Genomic DNA, 21,139 nt, shown 5'->3' with positions numbered 1-21,139 from the left:
AGTAAAATAAACATTAGAAAACGCTTCCATATAGGGTTAGAGGAACAGAAGAAAGGAAGGAATACATGCATAAACGTAAACTTGGCGGAATGCTGATGCTCATGGCTTTTCTACTTTCAGCATGCAGCGGTTTAGGCTTAAGCAATAATTCAAATACAATATCCTTCAGCAAAACGGCTGATGAAGCGAAGGCAGGAGGTACCGTTACCTATGGCTACACCTCACCGTTCCAGGGATTGTTTGAACCCGCTTTTTTTGAAGGAGATGATGATTCCAATGTTCTTGATTTCATTACGGAGGCTATGTTTACCGTCGAGGATGACCTGACAACCGTACCGAATATTGCTTCCTGGCAGGAATCCGAAGATCATACCGTGTTCACATTCAGCATTAAACCCGGTGTCCGCTGGCATAACGGCGATGAGCTGACGGTGGAAGACTGGAAATTTGCACTTGAGACAATTGCCAGCCCCGACTACACAGGTTCAAGGTATTACAGCGTGGAAATGATTAAGGGAGTAGAAGATTATCACAGCGGAAAAGCGAAGGAAATCTCCGGAATCAAAGTCATTGATCCTTACCGGCTGAGAATTACGGTAAATGCCGCACGCGTGAATACAATTGACAATTTGTGGCCTTATCCGATGAACAAGAAATATTATAGCGGAGTGGCTGTTAAAGATATGCCGGAAAGTGATCAGGTGCGGAAAAACCCAATTGGCATTGGCCCTTTCGAGGTAACTCAAATTCAGCCGGGGCAGCTTGTGGAAATGAAGCGATTTGACCATTATCACCGGGGAAAGGCGTTGCTTGACGCTGTTGTATATAAGGTAGTGGATCCTGAGAGCCTTTCTCCCCAGTTCGAGGAAGGCATGATCGATATTGGAACGGTTCCGCGGGATAACTTTGCAGCCATAAAGGACTTGGATAATATTGAAGTTCTGCAGTCACCGGAGCTGTCCTACGAATACATAGGCTTCAAATTTGGACATTGGGATGATGAAACACAGCAAAATGTCATGGATAACCCCAAGTTTGCAGACAAGCGCTTGCGCAAAGCTATGTATTACGCACTGGACCGTCAAGGTATTATCAATAAATTCTCCAATGGGCTGGGAACGCTGATTGAAACTCCGGTCCCCAGTACAAGCTGGGCCAAAATTGCCGATACAGAAATTAATACCTATCCCTATCACCCTGAACTTGCCAAGTCATTGCTTGATGAAGCGGGATATGTGGATGTGGATGGCGACGGCTTGCGCGAGGACCCCAAGGGAGCTAAATTCATCATTCACTATGATGCCATGAACGGCAGCAAGACCTCAGCGCCGCGCACGCAGGCGATTCTGCAGAATTGGCGGGAGGTCGGCCTAGATGTACAGCTAAACGGCGGAAGTCTGAAAGAGCTGAATACGTTCTACGAAGCGGTAGAGAATGATGATCCTTCGGTCGAGCTGTTTAACGGGGTATGGGGACTAGCCAGTGACCCGGATCCGTCAGGCTTGTGGCGCTCATCGGATCTGTGGAATTATTCTCGCTGGTATTCAACCCGCAGCGAAGAACTGATCCGTGAGGGTGTGGGCACCAAGTCGTATGACAAGGAGCATCGCAAGCAGGTGTATTATGAGTGGCAGAAGCTGATTAACGAAGAGGTTCCGATGATCTTTTTTGCCGAACGGGCCAATATTACTGCTGTTAATCATCGACTGCAGGGCGTAAGAGTGAATGCTATAAGCAATATTGTGGAGCCGCAGAAGTGGTGGATTAAGGATATCGATTAGACATTTGAGACCGCAAAAACCGCATCCCAAGAGATCGTGGGGGTTGCGGTCTTTTTGTATTAAAGCCTAAGCTGTCAGCAGGTTTTTAAATATTTATTTGTCAAGCTGCATAACAAAATAGAGTTTTGCTCGTCATATACTTTATGGATTACAAGTAGCTGCAGCACAAATGATGTCGGTATTTGTTGTTTCTTTTTATGCGTCAAGTGATTACAATAGAAATATTGTTTCTGTGTCAAAGTTGTTTTCCAGGTTTATTCAACAATTAGAATGACCCTAATTCCTGAAAGGGGGAACACTAAGACTGAATAGGGCAGAGAGCATGTTCAACAACAAAAGAAACACAGTCATGACTGTCTGGTAAGCAGCAGGCAAGCATTATAAATAGATCTTCAAGCAATCCTGTGTATATTCCACCATAAAGAAGGAATCTAATGATGAAGAAGAAAAAAATGAAAAAAAGGTATATTGCCCTTATAGCACTTGTAGTCGTCCTTGCGGGAGGTTTTTTGTTTCAAAAACAGCTGGCTGTATTGGCTTTTGATCTTTTCCTGTCAGACCGGGTCGAAAAAACATTGGCGGAAGAATCTTATCAGCCGCTGAACGACAACAAAGTCAAACCGGAGCCGGTTGTTTATAAAAGCGACCCGTTCTCTCTTATGCTTCTGGGTACAGACCAGCGTGACAATGAAACGGCGCGTTCCGATACGATGATCTATGCGGTCATTCGTCCAGAGGATTATAAGATGCTGCTCATTTCCATACCGCGTGATACGTACACCGAAATCATCGGGCATAATGACAACAAGAAAGACAAAATCACACATGCGTACGCATTTGGCGGCCAGCAAATGGCAAAGGATACGCTGGAGGCGCTGTTGGGGCACGATATTCAATATTATGCCACAATTAATTTCCAAGGCCTCAAGGATGCGGTGAATGCCATTGGAGGCGTACCGCTGCCAATTAAGAAGGATATCGTAAACAAAGGCAAGGATCATGAGAAATTTACGATTGAGGGCGGCAAACCGAACTACGATGGTGAAGAGGCGCTCAATTACACCCGTTACCGGGAGGACAGTGATTTTAACCGGACCAAACGGCAGCAGGTCTTTATTGATGTGGTTGCGAATAAAATGTTATCAATCAGTCAAATCGGCAAGATCCCTGAGCTGCTGGACATTATGGGTGAAAATTTCAAGACCGATATCGAGCCGTCCACCATTATTAGCCTGGCCAAGAAATTCATGAGCGGCAAAGACATGGATATCTCCAGCTTTACCGTGATGGGTGAAGGGGAGCGTATCAACGGATTGTATTACGATATCATTGATGAAGAAGACTTGAAGGAAGCGAAGGCCTTGATCGACAATTGGATGAGTGCCAGCACACCGGTTGATCAGCTGATTGAGCCGGGCAAAGCCGAGAACGCGCTGGAGCCTAAGGCTACAGCTCAAGCACAATAGAACGGTCAGGACGAATATCATATCCTTAAAAAAGCAGCAGCCATGTGCAAGGTTAGTGGCTGCTGCTTACTGTCTTCATGGTATAATGAGATGGAACTTATTGCTCGCTGAGGCGTATAACTACAATGGCCCTATAACAAGGGGAAGGTAAGTGTTAATTCCTTCGGAACTCTTTGAGGAGGATCAAGAGATGAATATTGCGTTTTTTTTACTTCCGAAGCTGGAGGTCGCGTGCGTGACACTGGATTCAACGCTGCGGCAGACTCTGGAACGGATGGAATTTCACCGCTATACTGCTGTACCGATCCTGAACCGGAACGGGGAATATGCCGGAACTGTAACAGAAGGCGATTTGCTCTGGTACATGAAGGACTCGGGCGGGGCGGTTACGTTTGAAAATGCTTCAAAATATTTGCTTAAAGATGTGCCGCTGCGGATGAACAATCTGCCGGTATCGATCGATGCCGATATGGAGGATTTGATTAATCTGGCCAAGGTGCAGAACTTTGTGCCGGTGGTCGACGATATGAACCGATTTATCGGTATTGTCCGCCGGAGTCAAATTATTGAATATTGTGAGAAGGTTGTTTCGCGGCAATCGCAGGAATCGTTATAATTTATTGATGCATCAGATGCAAATGCAGCAAGGCCTGTATTTCCGGCAACAAACGGAATGCGGGCCTTTTTTGAAGAGGGATGGCCCGTAGAAGCGGTGTTAACGGGCCTATTGTCTGAAGACAAGCAGGGCTCTTTCCGGGGGGCTGACGTCCCGTGTGGCTGGGAAATATTTATGCTATAATGGAGAATAATGCTTTTTGCCGGAGGTTAAGAGACATGCCCAATGTGCCGAAGGATTTGGATGTGGCCAAACGCGCCAAGGTAATTGAGTGGTTAAAAACCGAAGTAATTGATCAAGTCTCAAGGCTGTTCAAGGCATTGTGGGAAGGCAGCACCGCCCGTGTGGGCGACAGTCTGGCCAGCCTGATTATGAGCTCATATATTCTGGGGCGCAGACTGGGTATTCCCTATCGAGAGCTGGATGATTTATTAATCGAAAAGCTTAGAAAGCACAGGCAGGAAGGGCATCAGCTTGAAGAATGGTACCAGGATATATCTGCGTTAGAAGAACATATGCGTAAGAGGTGAATACTGTTGAAATTTCGCTGGACATCTGTGGCATGGAGCATCGTCTACTTGCTGCTGCTGCTATCCTTATCAACCCCGCTGCTCATTATCACTACCCTTTTCTTGATTATTCCGGCTGTAGTGCTATTCACTACTCTGAGTACTAAACAGTTTATTGTGCATCTGCTGCCAGTACTGCTGATTGTAGGCCTGATTACACCTGTTTACGTAGTGTTAGCGCTCTATTTCTTAATCCCGGCAATAGTTATGGGACGATGGTATAAGAAACGCGCTTCGGCGCTGTCCACCATCCTTGCGGGAACCGTTACGATTTTAGGCGAGTTTCTGCTGCTGCTGGTGATCGGTACGGCGCTGTTCAATTTTGATCTCTCCAGTTATGTCAATGATATGATGCAGATGGTTACGTCCCCGCTCTCTGATCTGGGCACGGGCAATCCGCTGATGACCGAGTTCAATCTTACATCTGAGGATGTAAATACGATCAGTCATATGACCATACAGGTTATTCCTATGACGCTGATTCTGAGCTCATTTATGATGGCTGTAATCACCCACTCCATTGTCCGCCCCATCCTTAACAGCATGGAATATGCGGTTCCTAAGCTGAAGCCTGCGCGTGAATGGAGACTTTCAAGATCATTTATCTGGTACTATCTGTTGGGAGTCGTAATTAACCTGCTGTTTGGCAATTCAGACAACAGCTTTATGCTGATGATCTCGGCCAATCTGCTGCCATTGCTGCAAATTGTATTTAAAATCCAGACTATCGGATTCCTGTTCTTCGTGGTCTACGAGCGTAAATGGTGCAAGATTGTGGCGATACTGCTGGCACTGCCGGTTATTTGGCTGCCGGGATTATGGATTATCGGTATTATCGATATGGCGTTCCCACTGCGAGAGCTAGTGAAGAAATCGAAACGATAGGGTGAGAGCTCATGCCTAAATTTCTGCAAAGACGCTGGCACGGCTATCATACCGTATGGGCGTTCCTGCTGCTGCTGGTCCTTATTATAGTCGTCAGTATCTATAACTGGGCTCTGGGGATTGCCAGCCTGTTCCTGGCCGGCACTTTATGTTTCTCCATGCTGCAAGCGGAGATCTCATTCCGGCGCAACCTGGTGGAATATATCAACGGGCTTTCTTTCCGCATCAAGCGGGTGGAAGGTGAAGCGGTCAGCATGCTTCCGCTCGGCATTATCCTGTATAGCGAAGACCGCACGGTGGAGTGGAACAACCGCAATGCCGGGGATATCTTCTCCCGGAAGTCCCTGGTAGGCGAAGCGCTGCAGGAGCTGCTGCCTGAGGTGATGTCCTCTCTGACGGGAAATGTGCCGGTCAAGCGGGACCCGGCCAAAGAGGGCGTGCTGAAGGACATCAGACAGGAAATTTCAGTGGATGACCGGTATTATCAGGTTGTGGCTATACCCAGCGAGCGTCTGCTCTATTTGTATGACATTACCGAGCTTGTGGTTCTGCGGGAAAGGTATGAAGAAGAGAAGCTGGCCATCGGTATTGTGATGATGGACAATCTGGATGAAGCAGCCCAAGGCATGGACGATCAGCAGCGCACTTCGCTGATCGCCAAGGTAGCCAGTGAGATTACGGAGTGGAGCAAGCAGTTTGAAGTATACTTGCGGCGGTTGTCCTCAGAGCGCTACTTGATGCTGCTGAATCACCGTAGCCTTCAGGCGCTGGAAGAGAGCCGGTTCGTTGTACTCGACGAAGTGCGCGAAATGACGGCCGACCTCAAGGTGCCGATGACGCTGAGCATAGGCCTTGCCTATGGTTCAGAGTCCGCCAGTGAGCTCGGAGCGCTGGCGCAATCCAGTCTGGACATGGCGCTGGGCCGCGGCGGGGATCAGGCAGCCGTTAAGGCGGGCCAGAGGCTCTCCTTCTATGGAGGCAAGAGCAACGCGGCGGAGAAGCGCACGAGAGTCCGGGCGCGGGTCATTGCGCATGCGCTGCGTGACCTGATGCAGGAGAGCGACAGAGTGCTGATTATGGGTCACCGGGTCCCCGATATCGATGCCGTAGGGGCTGCTATTGGGCTGCTTAAGGCGGCACAGATGTACAATGTGGAAGCAAACATCGTGATGGAGACGCCTAATCCGTCCATCACTAGGATGATGGAGCAGATCCGCCGCGATGATGAGCTGTACAAAACCTTTGTTACTACAGAGCAGGCACTCCAGATGATGACTGAACATACGCTGCTGATTGTCGTGGATACGCACAAGGCTTCCATGACGATGGAGCCGCGTCTCGTGCAGTACGCCAGCCGCATTGTTGTTGTCGACCATCATCGCCGGGGTGAGGAGTTCATTAATGATGCGGTGCTGGTCTATCTGGAGCCCTATGCCTCCTCTACCTGCGAGCTGGTAACAGAGCTGCTGCAGTACATTCATGACAAGATTAAGCTCAGCCCGCTGGAGGCTACCATGCTGCTCGCGGGGATTACAGTCGACACGAAGCATTTTGCGTTGCATACCGGCTCGCGAACCTTTGAAGCGGCAGGGTTTCTGCGGCGGATCGGCGCGGACACGATCCTTATCCAGCGTATGCTGAAAGAGGATTTGCAGGAGTACATTTCCAAAGCGGAAATTATCAAACATGCCCGGATGGTGTATGATCATATTGCACTCGTTGTAACCTCACCGGGAATGAAAATTCCACAGCTCTTAATTGCCCAGACAGCGGACACGCTGCTTGGAATGACGAATGTGGTGGCTTCATTCGTGATCAGTGAGCGGCCTGACGGCCTCATCGGCATCAGTGCCCGGTCACTCGGACGAATGAATGTGCAGGTGGTAATGGAGAAGCTCGGCGGCGGAGGACATTTGTCCAACGCAGCGGTGCAGCTCGAGGGAACATGCAAGCAAGCAGAAGCCAGACTAATGGAAGTTCTGGCTGAAATTGAAGCGAAAGAGGGGCTATTCGAATGAAGGTCATTTTTATAAAGGATGTTAAAGGTCAAGGCAAGAAGGGGCAAGTGAAAGAGGTATCGGAAGGCTATGCAGCGAACTTCCTGCTGCCGCGCGGCTTGGTCCGCCCGGCCACAGACGGCAATGTGAAAACTCTGGAGAATCAGGCAGCAGCCGAGCAGCGCCGCAAGGACCAGGAGAAAGAGGAAGCCCAGCAGCTGGGTAAGAAGCTGGACGAGCTGACGCTGACCCTGAAAGCAAAATCGGGTGAAGGCGGCCGTCTCTTCGGCGCTATTACAAGCAAGCAGATCGCCGAAACTTTGGTGGAAACACAAGGGATCGTAATCGACAAGCGCAAAATTGAGCTGAGTGATCCCATTCGCCATGTAGGTACGTTTCAGGTAAGTGTGAAGCTGCATACTGAAGTAAAGGCTAACCTTACGGTTCAGGTAACGGAGGAGTAAGATGGGTGGAGATCTCTTTTTCGATCGGATTCCCCCGCAGAACCTGGAGGCAGAGCAGGCTGTAATCGGTGCTGTTCTGCTGCAGGATGAAGCGCTGGTTACCGCGATGGAGCGGGTGAATACCGAAGACTTCTACGATAAACCGCATCAAATGATTTTTGAGGCGATGGTGCAGCTCGGAGAAGAGAGCCAGCCGATTGATCTGGTTACGCTGACGTCCAGACTGCAGGACAAGGGACAGCTTGAGGATATCGGCGGTGTCAGCTATTTGGCTAAGCTGGCCCATGCAGTGCCGACTGCGGCCAACGTGGAATATTATGCGCAGATTATTGAAGAGAAGGCGATGCTGCGGCGGCTGATCCGTACAGCGACGCAGATCGTGAGTGAAGGGTACACCGGCGGTGAGGATGTAGCCGATATGCTGAGCGATGCTGAGCGGCGGATTCTGGAGATCTCCAACCGCCGGAGCGGCAGCGGCTTTATCGCCATCCGCGATGTGCTCATGCAGGTCTTCGACCGTGTGGAGCTGCTTCATCAGAATAAGGGGGGCACCTCCGGGATTCCAACCGGCTTTGCCGACCTTGATCATATGACCAACGGTTTCCAGCGTAATGACCTGATTATTGTGGCGGCCCGTCCATCCGTAGGGAAGACGGCATTCGCACTGAATATTGCCCAGAATGTAGCGGTCCGTGCCAAAGAGACCGTAGCCATCTTCAGTCTGGAAATGTCGGCGCCGCAGCTGGTACAGCGTATGATCTGCGCGGAAGCCAACCTCGATGCCAACATTATGCGTACCGGTGATTTCAAAAGTGATGATGATTGGTCGAAGCTTACGATGGGGATTCAGTCCTTATCTGAAGCAGAAATCTATATTGATGATACTCCCGGGATCACGGTTACAGATATCCGGGCGAAATGCCGCAGGCTCAAGAAGGAAAAAGGCCTCGGCATGATCGTCATCGACTACTTGCAGCTGATTCAGGGCCGCGGCAAGGGCGGGGAGAACCGCCAGCAGGAAGTCTCCGAGATTTCCCGTACCCTGAAGCAGATTGCCCGTGAGCTTGATGTTCCGGTTATTGCCCTTTCCCAGCTCAGCCGGGGTGTGGAGCAGCGGCAGGATAAGCGCCCGATGATGAGTGACCTTCGGGAATCCGGTTCCATCGAGCAGGATGCCGATATCGTAGCCTTCCTGTATCGTGATGACTACTATAACCAGGATACCGAAAAGAAAAATATCATTGAAATTATTATTGCCAAACAGCGTAACGGCCCTGTCGGCACTGTAGAGCTTGTGTTCCTGAAAAATTTCAACAAGTTCGTCAACTACGAGCGGGCACACTCTGAACCTTTTGCAGGGTAGATCATTTATTCACAATTCCCGAACGATTGCACATTTCCTTGTGTGATCGTTCGTTTTTATTTGACTTTAAAAAGTACCACTGTTACACTGGTTATTGTGCTTTAGCGGGTTAAAACTGCTTTGGCGTCCGGAGGGCTGCGTACATAAGAACGCTGTACAGAGCCCATATTATGAAAAATAATGGTGCTAGCTTGCACCTACGGAGGAATGAATATGTCAACGGTAGTCGTCGTGGGAACACAATGGGGAGACGAAGGCAAAGGGAAGATCACGGATTTTCTGGCAGAGAGCGCAGATGTGGTCGCCCGGTATCAGGGGGGTAACAATGCCGGTCACACGATTCTGATTGACGGAAAGAAATTCAAGCTGAGCTTGATTCCATCAGGTGTATTTTATAAAGAAAAGACTTGTGTAATCGGTAACGGAATGGTTATTAATCCGGAAGCCCTGATCCAAGAAATTAATTATATTCATGAGAACGGATTTGACACCAAAAATCTGGTGATCAGTGATCGTGCCCATGTCATTATGCCATATCATATGCTGCTTGATGCCTTGGAAGAAGACCGTAAAGGCCCGAACAAAATCGGTACTACACGCAAGGGAATTGGCCCGGCGTATATGGATAAAGCGGCACGCAACGGAATCCGGATCGCCGATCTGATGGATGCCGAGGAATTTGAGCTGAGACTGCGCCAATTAATGGAGGAAAAGAATCAGGTCATTACCCAGGTATATGGAGCGGAAGCTTTGAACGTGGAAGAAATTCTGGTCAAATATCTGGAGTATGCAGAAGTGCTTCGCGGTTATGTGACTGATACTTCAGTGGTTCTGAATGATGCTATAGATGCTGATTCCAGAGTACTGTTTGAAGGTGCACAAGGTGTAATGCTGGATATCGATCAAGGGACTTATCCGTTTGTTACATCGTCGAACCCTTCGGCTGGCGGTGTGTGTATCGGTTCTGGCGTGGGCCCTTCGAAGATCAAGCAGGTTATCGGGGTTGCCAAGGCCTACACTACCCGTGTTGGCGATGGTCCGTTCCCTACCGAGCTGAACGATGCTACGGGTGATTACATCCGTGAAACAGGCCATGAATATGGTACTGTAACCGGACGTGCACGCCGTGTGGGCTGGTTCGACAGTGTGGTTGTCCGTCATGCCCGCCGGGTCAGCGGAATTACCGGTCTGTCGCTCAACTCGCTGGATGTGCTTAGCGGCCTTGAGACGGTAAAGATTTGCACCGGCTATAAATTCCGCGGCGAGGTGATTACTCACTATCCGGCCAGCCTCAAAATGCTGGCTGAATGCGAAGCCGTCTATGAGGAGCTTCCAGGCTGGAGCGAAGACATCACCGCAGCGAAGACACTGGAGGATCTGCCGGCTAATACACGCAGATATGTGGAGCGGGTATCGGAGCTTACAGGCATTCCGATTGCCATCTTCTCCGTGGGACGCAACCGTGAGCAGACCAATCAGGTTCTGCCTATCTATATCTAAGTGATTCCTGTGAGTAAAGGGGCCCTATGTGGGGCTCTTTTTTTTGCGCTTCAACAATTATGTAATATTTTGGTTTCCCGGAGCCGGTTCTAGTCAATACTGGGAGGATGAAAGCAATAACGCACTGATCCTCCGGAGATTGAATATGAACAGGGCGCAAGGGAGTGATGAAGATGAAGATAGTAAGACGTGCACTTGGAGTCTGCCTGATTGTCGTACTGGCCAGCGCACTTTCGGTTCTGACCACGGCATTCGTCGTCAATACTTATATACAGTCGGTGTTGGCCAGTTTTGATATAAAGCTGGAGGGGCCGTCACCGGGAATCGGCGGTTTTATCAAGAGCCTCACGGGAATGGGAGCCACGGATAACGCCAAAAATGTAGCTGAGGATGTTAAAGATGCCCCCGATGCAAAGAAAGACAGTAAAAGTGAAACGGTGGACACACCAGAACAAAAAAAGGAGAAGTCCGTGGAGGAAAAGGTACCTGAGGATGCTTTGGCTGTAATGGGAGAGGCTTCCGGAGAGGAAGAACAAAGTGACAGTGCACTGGACCAGCAGCTGGTGATGACACCGGAAGCGATGGGTGAGCTCAAGGACAGTTTGCCCATGGATGAGAAATCCAATATTTTCAATATCCTGATGACCAAGCTTCCGCAGGAGGAGATGCAGAAAATCTCAACGGCGATGGAGGGTGGGTTGACGGAGAATGAAGTGAAGGAACTGCAGCAAGTCATTGCCAAGTATGTGAATCCTGATGAATATGACACATTAATGAAAATGCTTACACCAAATTCAACTGAGGGTACTACAAACTAAAAATTGTCATTTTTTGGACACGTTCTTGATGTTGAAATGTCAAAATCATGGAAGAAACCCGCGATTATCGCGGGTTTTGTCTTTGGGGTAAAGTTGAAATTTTTCTGCCGTCTATGGTACAGTAAAAAAGGACTATAAGGGGTTAATTTTTTGTAACCTTTTTAAATATAAGAAAAGTACGAATTTTACCTCATACTTTATGCTTATATTTTGGACGGAAACGAAATGCAAGTACACTAACGCACATAGCAAATAGATGCAGCAGCATATATAAAAGGGGTCGAATAACAAGGTTGGCCGCTTCTAAGCGGACTGAAAGGGAGAGTTTCATGAAAGGATTTAAGTTCATGCGCGGGATGGGGAAACTGCGGGACAAAGCAGAGACATCCGCAGAATTCAGCGCAGAAAGTCAAAAGGGCAGTTCTGCCTCTAGCGAAACTAACGTCTTTTATCAAGAAACCAAACCTCGGAGATTCCGGCGGTCCTGGATAGCAGCTTCTGCCGGTCTGGTGCTTCTGGCGACCTTTTTAATCGGGGCAGAGAAGAAATATGTGACCGCGAACACGGTAACCTATTATAAGGTGCTGGTTAAGGGTGAGGAAATCGGAAAGATCAGCGAGGAAACGGAGCTGGATCGGCTGTTCGAAGAGAAGCAGCAGGAATACCAGCTCAAGTATCCCGATTCAGTGATGGTGCTGCAGACAAGCGGCATTACGACAGAGGCGGAAAAAGCGTATAAACCGGAGATAGACAGTGCGGCTACGCTGGACAAGCTGGATGGCATGCTTAAAGCTTATGCAGTGGGTGTGCAGCTGACGGTGGATGGCAAAGCTGTGGGGATTGTCAAGGATCAGGAGACAGCGAATGCCGTCCTGCAGGGCGTGAAAGAACACTACGTTCCGGCTGCCGCGGTTTCAACGGGCGCCCAGCTCAAGAGGACAGCAGCTACGCGTTCTGCGAAGGCGGCTGCACCGGCAAATGCAGACAAGGTAGAATCGGTTGCCATTCAGGAGGACGTTGCCGTTGTTCCTGTCAAGGCGGACCCCACCCAGGTGCTGAGCGTCGAGGAAGCGGTTGAGGTGCTCACCGAAGGGAAAGAGGAGCCGCTTGTTTATGCGGTTCAGGAAGGCGACACCGTTTCTGGGATTGCCAAACGTTTTGAGATTACGCAGGCTGATATTTTCCGCAACAATCCGTCGGTGAAAGAGCTGACCCTGCAAATTGGAGACGAGCTGCAATTGACCGTACCACAGCCAGAGCTTACTGTAGTAACCGTAGAGCAGGTATCGGAGCAGCTTGTCACTGAACCGGAAGTGATTGTCCGCAAGAGCGATGAGCTGGCAGCAGGCAAGAGCAAGGTGGTCCGGGCAGGACAGACCGGCCTGAAACAGATGCAGTACCGGGTGACCAAGGAAAATGGTCTCGTAGTGAAGGAAGAATGGATGGGCCAGAAGGTTCTGAAGGCTTCCTTGCCTGAGGTGGTCTATCGCGGCACGAAGGTAGTCGGCGAAGGAACGGGCATGTTCGCCTGGCCGGTCAGCGGGGCAAGCCTCTCCAGCAGCTTTGGCCAGCGCTGGGGACGAAGCCATAAAGGAGTCGATCTCGTATCCGGCAACCGGACCATAACAGCTGCGGATGCCGGGACGGTTACTTTTGCAGGTGTACAGAGCGGCTACGGCAATGTGGTCATTGTGGATCACAAAAACGGATATGTCACCTACTACGGCCATCTGAGAAGCATCTCAGTATCTGTCGGCCAGCGGCTGGAGCAGGGAGCCAGCATTGGTGTTATGGGCAACACGGGGCGTTCAACCGGTACCCACCTGCATTTTGAGATCCGCAAGAACGGCACAGCGGTCAATCCGCTTAGATATTTGAAATAATCCATAGGTTATAATCAGCCGTCCGAGTTTTCGGGCGGCTTTATCTTTTAAAGCTAAAAATATATTGATGAACTGGATGAAAGTACATTTCTATCCCCACTTCGTAGGATGTGACGCCAGTGCAGGTATGTTAAAATAAGAGAATGAGTGATTAGTACGCTTAGAAAGGTGAAGCTGAGCATATGCAGATGGGAACGATTCTGGTAGTAGACGATGAACAGCCTATTGCTGATATATTAAAGTTTAATCTCGAAAAAGAGGGCTATGAGGTAATCTGTGCCTTTGACGGCAACAGCGCTGTGGAGCTGGCTCTGTCCAGACGGCCCGATCTGATGCTGCTTGATCTGATGCTTCCCGGCAAGGATGGCATGGATGTCTGCCGCGAAGTGCGCTCAGCGCATTTGGACATCCCGATCATTATGCTGACAGCCAAAGACGGTGAGATCGACAAAGTGCTGGGTCTGGAATTGGGTGCGGATGATTATGTAACCAAGCCTTTCAGCACGCGCGAGCTGCTGGCCAGAGTCAAAGCTCAAATGCGGCGCCAGCATAAGCCATCGCCGTCCGAAATGCTCAGTGAAAGAGCGGAGAGCAAACAGGGTGTCAATCATTTCGGCCTGTTCGTTGATACCGACATGTACATGGTTTATAAAGACGGAGAGCCGCTCGATTTAACACATCGTGAGTATGAGCTGCTCTATTATATGATTCGCCACGCCGGCAAAGTAATGACCCGGGAGCATCTGCTTCAGGCGGTATGGGGCTTCGAATACTTCGGGGATGTGCGGACCGTGGATGTCACGATCCGCCGCCTGAGAGAAAAAATTGAGGAGAATCCCAGCAAGCCGGAATATATCTTCACCCGGCGCGGACTCGGTTATTTGATGCATAGCCCCAAAAGCGGGGGGTTGTGATGAAAGGGCGGTCCTTTTTCCGGACGATTCAGGCCAAGCTTATCATTATTTACGTGCTGCTGATTCTGATCGCGATGCAGCTGATCGGTGTATATTTTGTCAGCTCGATGAAGAATTCACTGACTGATAACTTCACCAAAGATTTAAAGGCACGGGCAGAAATGTTGTCGATCCTTACGGCAGATAAACTAGGCAGCGAAGCCGGAACAGCCGGTGAAGAGACTGCGGTGGAGAGTCTGCGCGGAATGGTCAATAATCTGTATATCAGCGGAGCTGAAATTCAGGTACTGGATGCGAGCGGTAAAATTATTACGACATCTGTCCCTTCGCAAAATGATTATGTCGGGCAGCGGAACACACAAACTGTGGTCAGCCGTGCCCTGCAAGGCATCAGCGATAATGAGGAATATATCATTGCCGATGATAATGTGCGCAAGAAGGTGGTCGCCAAGCCGGTTCTCTCCGGCGACAAAGTGGTAGGGGCGATTTATATTGCTGCCGATATGAAAGATTTATACGCCACGATGAGCCGGATTAATAGCGTGTTCCTCTCCGGTCTGCTGCTGGCGCTCGCCCTGACGGCCGTTCTGTGTGTCATTCTCGCCCATACGATCACGCATCCTATCAAGGAGATGACCCGGCATGCCACAGCGGTTGCTGAGGGCCGGTTCAACCGTAAGATGCCTGTATTCGGCAATGATGAAATTGGGCAGCTCAGTCAGGCGTTCAACTACATGACAGGAAGGCTCCGCGAAGCGCTGTCGCAGAATGAAGAGGAGAAGGAGAAGCTTGCTTCCATCCTGACCAATATGAGTGACGGCGTGGTTGCTACTGATGAAAGCGGCGTGGTGATTCTGATGAATACCCGGGCAGCAGATATGCTGGGAGCGGAAGGCCCGCTTCCGGAAGGGGCACCGCTCGATGAGCTGCTCGGTCTCGATCATGAGCAGTCGGGGTCGCTGGCGCAAGGTAATGCCCAATCAGCAATGCTTCATCTCTCGCCAATAGGCGGAGGCGATCCCAATATCGTCCGGGTGACCTTCACCCCGATTCACCGCCGTGAAGGCGGAGGAATCGCCGGAACCATTGCGGTGCTGCAGGATGTTACCGAGCAGGAGAATTTGGAGGAATCGCGGCGGGAGTTCGTGGCGAATGTCTCGCATGAGCTGCGGACTCCACTGACGACGATCAAGAGCTATGTTGAAGCGCTTGATGATGGTGCGCTCGATGATCCGCAGCTTGCTGCGCGGTTTGTCGGAGTCATCCGCAATGAGACAGAACGGATGATCCGGCTTGTTACGGATCTGCTGCATCTCTCGCGGCTGGATTCGAGGGAATCGAGCCTGCGCATTCAGCAGACGGATATCTCCGAGATGCTGGAGGATGTGGCCGACCGCTTCTCCTTCCAGATTCGCCAAAAACGAATTCATATCAGTACAAGAGTGCGCAAGGAAGTCGCCACGGCCTGGCTGGACCGCGATCAAATTGATCAGGTGCTGGGCAATTTGGTCTCCAATGCGCTGAAATATACGCCGGAAGGCGGAACCATTCAATTGGAGGCACTAAAAACCGAAGATGGAATGCTGGCCGTTTCTGTACGTGATTCCGGGATTGGGATTCCCAAGAAGGATATCGAACGGATTTTTGAACGTTTTTACCGGGTTGATAAAGCCCGCTCCCGCAATATGGGCGGCACCGGACTCGGGCTGTCCATTGCCCGGGAAATTGTCAAAGCGCATGGCGGGTCAATTTCCCTGCAGTCAGAGCTTAATGAAGGCTCGCTGGTAACCTTCACACTGCCTCTGAAAGAGCAAAGGGGGAATGTATTGTGAAGGAAACAATCAAGTCATGGATTCTTGCCCTGCTCGTTTGCGGAAGTCTTGTAGAGAGCTATTATCTGATCTACCGGCTGCCGGGGAGCGACTCCGCGGTGATGTCGGAGAAGCTATATGTGAAGACAGATAATATGGGGCCCGAAGAGAAAGTTGAGAATCTGCTCTACCCTGATAAAATGATCATTCATATGGGGGAGGACAAGCATACGCTGTTTTATCCCGGCTCCACCTTCTATGACCTGATCATGAACCGGCTGAAAGGACGCGGGTTTGAGAGCTTTCAGCGGCGCTCGGTGCAGGATTTCGATTGGGACAAGATCCGCAGTGAGAATTCGGGCATTGAGCTGTCCTTCGGTGCCGGCATTCCGGTAACCTTGCTGCAGCGGGTAATGCAGCTTGCTCCCGATTCGCTGTTCCAGGGAGAAAGCATTGACCGGATCTGGATTTACAATATTAAAAATGATTCCAAGGCACATGCCGTCTTTTTCAGCACCAGAGGTGATATCGTATATGAAGCGGCTAAGGCTGATTTGACCGTTCAGGACGTGCAGCAGCATGTGGATTTCGGTATGAATTGGACGCCATATACCGCAGTGAATGGCGATTATTATGTGCCGGAAGAAAAAATATCGCTGGTTGAGGTGGAAATTCCCTCCGGCATGTACACCATTGAACAAATGCAGAACAATCTATTCTTTGATGCCGGTAGCACCAGATATATTCCAGAGAAGGATGGCTCAAAGATTTATACAGACAGCAAACGCAGCCTGCAGGTTGATCAGGAACAGAACTGGATGAGCTATAGCGATCCGGCTGCACTTCCTGCGGGTGAGAGTACACCTGCGAAGGATGCCCTGGAAGCGGTGGATTTTGTCAACAAGCATGGTGGATGGAACGGTACATACCGTCTGGCATCAACGGAGGAAGGCAACCAGGAGCGGACCGTTTCCTTCCAGCAGTACTACGGTTCTTATCCGATTATGAGCAAGCCGAAGCTGCAGTATGGCGTTATTAACCTGGAGTTGCAGCAGGGCACAGTATCCTCCTATGAGCGATCGCTGATGTATACAGAAGAGGGAAAAGCCGTTAAACAGGTTGTGGAGCTTCCCGGTGGCGATGAGCTGCGGGCTAAGCTGGCCCAATTCAGTGAAGCTTCGCCTGTGAAGGATTTGACCCCGGCCTATGTTGCTTCAGTAAACGGGGAGAAGCTGAAGCTCCTGCCGGTATGGCGGGTAACGCTCCGTGACGGTACTTTCCTTACACTGAACTAGAGTAATAGACACGCGGGAATTCACTCGACGAGGCAGAATCAACGAAGCTAATGCTCACAAACAAAGCGGATGCTTCCGAAGCTAGTTTGTTCGAGGTAGATTCAATGAAGTTAATGCTCACAAACGAAGCGGATGCTTCCGAAGCTAGTTTTGTTCGAAGCAGAATCAACGAAGTGAATGCTCACAAAACTTTGAGGAGGAGCGGTATGGACTGGGGAAGAGCCAAAAATGTGCTGATTTACGCCTTTCTGGTATTGAATCTGCTGCTTTGTTATCAGCTCTGGATGGACTTGCGCGATCAGGCCAGTGCCAATCTGGATTTCACTTCCCTGTCCGCAGAAACGCAGGCGGTGATGGAACAGAAGGGGATTCGTGTGTTGTGTCCCATTCCGGCTGCCACTCCGCAGCTGCCCGACATCACTTACCGCTACTCCGGGGAGGAGCAGAATGAGGAGCCGGTTGAACTGAAGGTGCCTATAGACAGCAAGCTGATTTATTCATCATTTGCCGAACTGAGCAGCTCACTGGCAGGCCAGATCACAGACATCGCCAATTATCGCTTTGATTCGCAGGAGAGCGAGGTCGGCAAATTTGTACTTCATCCACTGGTCGACCATAAATGGTCTTTGTTCAGAGTGCGGCTTGAGCTGATCAACAGCGATCAAAAAATTGTGGCTTACCGTTGGCCGAAGATTGAAATCGGAGCTACAAGCAGTGACGAAGATATCCAGAAGGTGCTTCCGGCCTCACAGGCACTCAGCAGCCTGATTGAGAAATATTTTCCGGCGGATTCGGTAGTTAAAGAGATTGAGCTTGGCTATTATGGGGAATTGTTCAACTCTGAAAGCCAGGTGGCTTCGCCAATGTGGCGCTTTATGCTGGAGAACGGCAACGCCTATTACGTCGATGCCATCAGTGCGGACATCATCAGTCCGAAGACAACAGAGTAGAAGGAGCAGGAGAGAGATATGGGGATTTCATTTACGGTACTGTCCAGCGGTTCTACCGGCAACGTAACAGTGGTGCGAAACGGGGAAACGGCGCTTATGATCGACGCGGGCCTCAGCGCCAAACGGATCGACGAGCTGCTCGCGATGCGTGAGATGACAGGCAAGGAGATAGACGGAATACTGGTTACGCATGAGCACTCGGACCATATCAAGGGACTTGGAGCCATGGCCCGCAAATACGATCTTCCGATCTACGCCAACTCCAATACCTGGGGGGCGATTGAGAAGGGGATCGGCACTATTGCCGAGCATAACCGGATTATTATGGAGACCGGACAGCACAGGGATTTCGGCAGTCTGCGGGTAGAGTCATTTGCAATCTCCCATGATGCGGCTGAACCGGTAGGGTACAATTTTTATGACGGCAAGGAGAAGCTTTGTGTTGCTACGGATCTTGGGTATGTCAGTGATAAAGTGCGGACGGCGATTGCCGATTCGGATGTGCTGGTACTGGAGGCCAACCACGATATAGAGATGCTGAGAATGGGGCGTTATCCGTGGAATACGAAACGGCGAATTCTGGGCGATTTAGGCCATCTCTCCAATGAGGCGGCGGGAGCGGCACTAAGCGAGATTCTTACCGGACGGACCAAACGGACCTATCTGGCTCACTTAAGCCGGGATCACAATATGATGGATTTGGCCAAAATGTCGGTGCGCGGGGCAATGGAAGACCGGGGCTGCTTCTTCAGAGACAGTGAGTTCAGATTGTGCGATACCTATTATGACCAGCCTACGCCGTGGGATAAGGTGAGCCAGTCATAAGCTGGTCTACCTCCGTAATTTTACGTTCCAATTCTTGGCGTGAGAAAAGCCCTTTATCAATCAGCAGCTCGATCAGGGCGCTTTGAACCAGGATCAGATGATAGTGTTCATCCTTCAGGTCACCGAGTTTGCCGATAAATTGCACCAGATCCATACTTGTTGAAAAAGATTCCATATTTATTCCTCCTTTTGGGCTAAACGAAAGCTGATCTGTAAAAAATTTGTAGGGTTTTTGCGTCAGAAAAAACGTGGGTGCCAGCCCCGCCTGTGATACAATCATAAAGAGCAGAATTAAGCCTGAGTTTAAATAGTACTTCTATTATTGTAGTCTTTTAAGTTGGAAAATATTCCGGATTGAAGCTTATCCTTTTTTAATATGTTGTAAGAATAGGAGACCCCTTGCGCTTATAACACACACATTTGTGGTGAATGAATGAAGTGAAACCTTTTAGAGCTTTCAGGAGTCTAAGAGATAAAGCGGAAAGCTCGGGCGTGGTTGCTTGGCGTTCAGGTCATGGATGCAGTGGCAATAGAGGGGAGAGGATGTAACGGTGGGACTGTTTGATGATGATTTTTATTCAACCAAGGTACCGCGGCGCGAAGGCAGAGAGCAGGAACCCTCTAAGGTCTTAACGAGCCGGAATTGGTCTGCCCGCAAATCACGGCGGAGTCTGGCAACTTGGCAGGTGTCTGTCATTAGCTCAGTGATCAGTGCGGTGGTTGCAGTGCTTCTGTTCAGTCTGGCTACAGGCCAGTTGACACAGGAGAAGGCGGAGCAGCCGAAAGTGATTGAGAAGGTGACTGCAAGCAGCGGTGACCCGTTTGAGCGGATTGTTCAGGCTGCGGCTCTTGTCCGACCGGCCGTTGTGAGCATAATTAATCATAAAGAAGATAACAAGGAACTTAACATTCTCGACGAGTCGGCACTTGGCTCGGGAGTGATCTATAAGAAGGATGATAACAAGGCCTTTATTATTACTAATAATCATGTGATTGAGGACTTCGGCAAGCTGGAAGTCGTTATGGTGAATGGTGAGACACGCAAGGCGACACTTGTGGGTACGGATAAAGTAAGTGATATCGCAGTGCTCTCCATTGATGCCAAAGGTATTACTACAGTTGCCCAGATTGGTGATTCCTCTAAGCTGCGGTTTGGGGAGACAGTCATTGCTATCGGCAATCCGCTGGGACTTGGCGATAGCTTAACCTCGGGGATTGTCAGCTACACAGAACGGACCATTCCCGTATCACTGAACCAGGACGGTGTCTATGATTGGGAACAGGAAGTCATTCAGACGGATGCTGCAATTAACGAGGGCAACAGCGGAGGTGCGCTGGTCGATCTGGACGGCAAGGTGATTGGTATTAATACAATGAAGATTTCCGATACAGGCGTGGAGGGACTTGGCTTTGCCATCCCGGCCAATCATGTTATGGAAACGGCGGGTGAGCTTGAGGCAAACGGGAAGATTGCCCGCTCTTATCTGGGAGTGTATTCCGTGGATCTGAATAACCCTTATGTGCCGCTCGCGGAAGACCAGCGCAAGGAGCTTAATCTGCCAACCACCGTTAAAGACGGAGTAGTTGTGCTGGATGCGGTAGGGCCGGCCAAGGATGCAGGACTGCAGTTCAATGATGTGATTACCAAGTTTGACAATGAACCAATCACATCGACCCTTTCGCTGCGCAAGTATCTGTATGATCACACCAAAATCGGAGATGATCTGAAGATTACTTATTACCGCAACGGAGAGGTAAAACAGGTGACGGTGAAACTTCTTGAAAAACAAAAGGAATAAAAGCGGCATCAGCCGTATATAATAATGTGGCAGTCAAGATAAGCGAGACGGCCCAGCCGTCCTTATTATAAAATTAAGGACGGCATCCGTTTCGAAGTCAAATCATCTGGGTATATTACTTAATATGGATGCAAATCCCCCTTTTTATAAAGACTGGTAGCCCTTACATTGGGAACAGCACCTTATAAGGGGAAATACGGATA

At 49.9% G+C, this 21,139-nt stretch carries 18 protein-coding genes; 17 read left to right on the top strand and 1 reads right to left on the bottom strand.

Annotated features, from left to right (window positions below; all coding sequences use genetic code 11):
• Window positions 1-65: 65 nt before the first annotated feature.
• The 16 genes from opp4A to MHI45_RS18350 all read left to right on the top strand — a co-directional run bounded on the left by opp4A (window position 66) and on the right by MHI45_RS18350 (window position 19,137).
• A complete protein-coding gene (gene opp4A, locus MHI45_RS18425) occupies window positions 66-1,781 on the top strand; it encodes an oligopeptide ABC transporter substrate-binding protein (protein WP_076111708.1) in 1,716 nt (571 codons plus the stop codon).
• 437 nt (window positions 1,782-2,218) lie between these two features.
• Window positions 2,219-3,247 (top strand): LCP family protein, encoded by a 1,029-nt coding sequence (locus tag MHI45_RS18420; RefSeq protein WP_076111856.1) that lies wholly within the window; start codon window positions 2,219-2,221, stop codon window positions 3,245-3,247.
• 190 nt (window positions 3,248-3,437) lie between these two features.
• Entirely contained in the window at window positions 3,438-3,863 is a 426-nt protein-coding gene (locus tag MHI45_RS18415) for a CBS domain-containing protein (RefSeq protein ID WP_076111710.1), read from the top strand.
• 218 nt (window positions 3,864-4,081) lie between these two features.
• On the top strand, window positions 4,082-4,393 hold the full coding sequence (locus tag MHI45_RS18410) for a MazG-like family protein (RefSeq protein ID WP_036706324.1): 312 nt from the start codon (window positions 4,082-4,084) through the stop codon (window positions 4,391-4,393).
• Between the two features lie 6 nt (window positions 4,394-4,399).
• Complete coding sequence (locus tag MHI45_RS18405) at window positions 4,400-5,317, top strand: DUF2232 domain-containing protein (RefSeq protein ID WP_341119254.1); 918 nt, start codon at window positions 4,400-4,402, stop codon at window positions 5,315-5,317.
• Between the two features lie 11 nt (window positions 5,318-5,328).
• Window positions 5,329-7,335 (top strand): DHH family phosphoesterase, encoded by a 2,007-nt coding sequence (locus MHI45_RS18400; RefSeq protein WP_076111712.1) that lies wholly within the window; start codon window positions 5,329-5,331, stop codon window positions 7,333-7,335.
• On the top strand, window positions 7,332-7,778 hold the full coding sequence (rplI, locus tag MHI45_RS18395) for a 50S ribosomal protein L9 (RefSeq protein ID WP_038598236.1): 447 nt from the start codon (window positions 7,332-7,334) through the stop codon (window positions 7,776-7,778). Before MHI45_RS18400 ends, rplI begins: the two co-directional genes overlap by 4 nt.
• A 1-nt stretch (window position 7,779) precedes the next feature.
• Entirely contained in the window at window positions 7,780-9,141 is a 1,362-nt protein-coding gene (gene dnaB, locus MHI45_RS18390; protein WP_038598234.1) for a replicative DNA helicase, read from the top strand.
• A 213-nt stretch (window positions 9,142-9,354) separates the two neighbouring features.
• Complete coding sequence (locus tag MHI45_RS18385; RefSeq protein WP_340895770.1) at window positions 9,355-10,641, top strand: adenylosuccinate synthase; 1,287 nt, start codon at window positions 9,355-9,357, stop codon at window positions 10,639-10,641.
• A gap of 173 nt (window positions 10,642-10,814) precedes the next feature.
• Window positions 10,815-11,459, top strand: a complete 645-nt coding sequence (locus MHI45_RS18380) for a hypothetical protein (RefSeq protein WP_341119252.1) — start codon at window positions 10,815-10,817, stop codon at window positions 11,457-11,459.
• Window positions 11,460-11,788: 329 nt separating this feature from the next.
• A complete protein-coding gene (locus MHI45_RS18375; protein ID WP_341119251.1) occupies window positions 11,789-13,342 on the top strand; it encodes a M23 family metallopeptidase in 1,554 nt (517 codons plus the stop codon).
• A gap of 182 nt (window positions 13,343-13,524) precedes the next feature.
• Window positions 13,525-14,256 (top strand): response regulator YycF, encoded by a 732-nt coding sequence (gene yycF, locus MHI45_RS18370; protein ID WP_038598226.1) that lies wholly within the window; start codon window positions 13,525-13,527, stop codon window positions 14,254-14,256.
• Window positions 14,256-16,088 carry a cell wall metabolism sensor histidine kinase WalK gene (gene walK, locus MHI45_RS18365; protein ID WP_341119250.1) on the top strand — a complete coding sequence of 611 codons (1,833 nt, stop codon included), beginning with the start codon at window positions 14,256-14,258 and terminating at the stop codon, window positions 16,086-16,088. Before yycF ends, walK begins: the two co-directional genes overlap by 1 nt.
• The gene (locus MHI45_RS18360) at window positions 16,085-17,362 is read left to right on the top strand and encodes a YycH family regulatory protein (protein ID WP_076111721.1); all 1,278 of its coding nucleotides are present in this window, start codon (window positions 16,085-16,087) and stop codon (window positions 17,360-17,362) included. Before walK ends, MHI45_RS18360 begins: the two co-directional genes overlap by 4 nt.
• Window positions 17,363-17,568: 206 nt before the next feature.
• Window positions 17,569-18,312, top strand: coding sequence for a two-component system regulatory protein YycI (yycI, locus tag MHI45_RS18355; RefSeq protein ID WP_076111722.1), 744 nt, complete (start codon window positions 17,569-17,571; stop codon window positions 18,310-18,312).
• Window positions 18,313-18,330: 18 nt separating this feature from the next.
• A complete protein-coding gene (locus MHI45_RS18350) occupies window positions 18,331-19,137 on the top strand; it encodes an MBL fold metallo-hydrolase (protein ID WP_038598218.1) in 807 nt (268 codons plus the stop codon).
• Here the strand turns inward: MHI45_RS18350 and MHI45_RS18345 are convergent.
• Window positions 19,106-19,312 carry a hypothetical protein gene (locus MHI45_RS18345; protein WP_076111723.1) on the bottom strand — a complete coding sequence of 69 codons (207 nt, stop codon included), beginning with the start codon at window positions 19,310-19,312 and terminating at the stop codon, window positions 19,106-19,108. The two genes, MHI45_RS18350 and MHI45_RS18345, sit on opposite strands and share 32 nt — an antisense overlap.
• Before the next feature lie 376 nt (window positions 19,313-19,688).
• Between MHI45_RS18345 and MHI45_RS18340 the strand changes: the two genes are divergently transcribed.
• Entirely contained in the window at window positions 19,689-20,936 is a 1,248-nt protein-coding gene (locus MHI45_RS18340) for a S1C family serine protease (RefSeq protein WP_076111725.1), read from the top strand.
• The last annotated feature ends 203 nt before the right edge of the window (window positions 20,937-21,139 follow it).

It is taken from the genome of Paenibacillus sp. FSL H3-0321 (assembly GCF_038002865.1).
Taxonomy (GTDB): Bacteria; Bacillota; Bacilli; order Paenibacillales; family Paenibacillaceae; genus Paenibacillus_AQ.
Note: the sequence above shows the minus strand (reverse complement) of the source record. Positions and strands in the feature narration are given on the sequence as shown.

Excerpts from the sequence above, each read along its gene's own strand:
- opp4A (WP_076111708.1), top strand. The coding sequence starts at position 66 with ATGCATAAACGTAAACTTGGCGGAATGCTGATGCTCATGGCTTTTCTA.
- MHI45_RS18420 (WP_076111856.1), top strand. The coding sequence starts at position 2,219 with ATGAAGAAGAAAAAAATGAAAAAAAGGTATATTGCCCTTATAGCACTT.
- MHI45_RS18415 (WP_076111710.1), top strand. The coding sequence starts at position 3,438 with ATGAATATTGCGTTTTTTTTACTTCCGAAGCTGGAGGTCGCGTGCGTG.
- MHI45_RS18410 (WP_036706324.1), top strand. The coding sequence starts at position 4,082 with ATGCCCAATGTGCCGAAGGATTTGGATGTGGCCAAACGCGCCAAGGTA.
- MHI45_RS18400 (WP_076111712.1), top strand. The coding sequence starts at position 5,329 with ATGCCTAAATTTCTGCAAAGACGCTGGCACGGCTATCATACCGTATGG.
- rplI (WP_038598236.1), top strand. The coding sequence starts at position 7,332 with ATGAAGGTCATTTTTATAAAGGATGTTAAAGGTCAAGGCAAGAAGGGG.
- dnaB (WP_038598234.1), top strand. The coding sequence starts at position 7,780 with ATGGGTGGAGATCTCTTTTTCGATCGGATTCCCCCGCAGAACCTGGAG.
- MHI45_RS18385 (WP_340895770.1), top strand. The coding sequence starts at position 9,355 with ATGTCAACGGTAGTCGTCGTGGGAACACAATGGGGAGACGAAGGCAAA.
- MHI45_RS18380 (WP_341119252.1), top strand. The coding sequence starts at position 10,815 with ATGAAGATAGTAAGACGTGCACTTGGAGTCTGCCTGATTGTCGTACTG.
- MHI45_RS18375 (WP_341119251.1), top strand. The coding sequence starts at position 11,789 with ATGAAAGGATTTAAGTTCATGCGCGGGATGGGGAAACTGCGGGACAAA.
- yycF (WP_038598226.1), top strand. The coding sequence starts at position 13,525 with ATGCAGATGGGAACGATTCTGGTAGTAGACGATGAACAGCCTATTGCT.
- walK (WP_341119250.1), top strand. The coding sequence starts at position 14,256 with ATGAAAGGGCGGTCCTTTTTCCGGACGATTCAGGCCAAGCTTATCATT.
- yycI (WP_076111722.1), top strand. The coding sequence starts at position 17,569 with ATGGACTGGGGAAGAGCCAAAAATGTGCTGATTTACGCCTTTCTGGTA.
- MHI45_RS18350 (WP_038598218.1), top strand. The coding sequence starts at position 18,331 with ATGGGGATTTCATTTACGGTACTGTCCAGCGGTTCTACCGGCAACGTA.
- MHI45_RS18345 (WP_076111723.1), bottom strand. The coding sequence starts at position 19,312 with ATGGAATCTTTTTCAACAAGTATGGATCTGGTGCAATTTATCGGCAAA.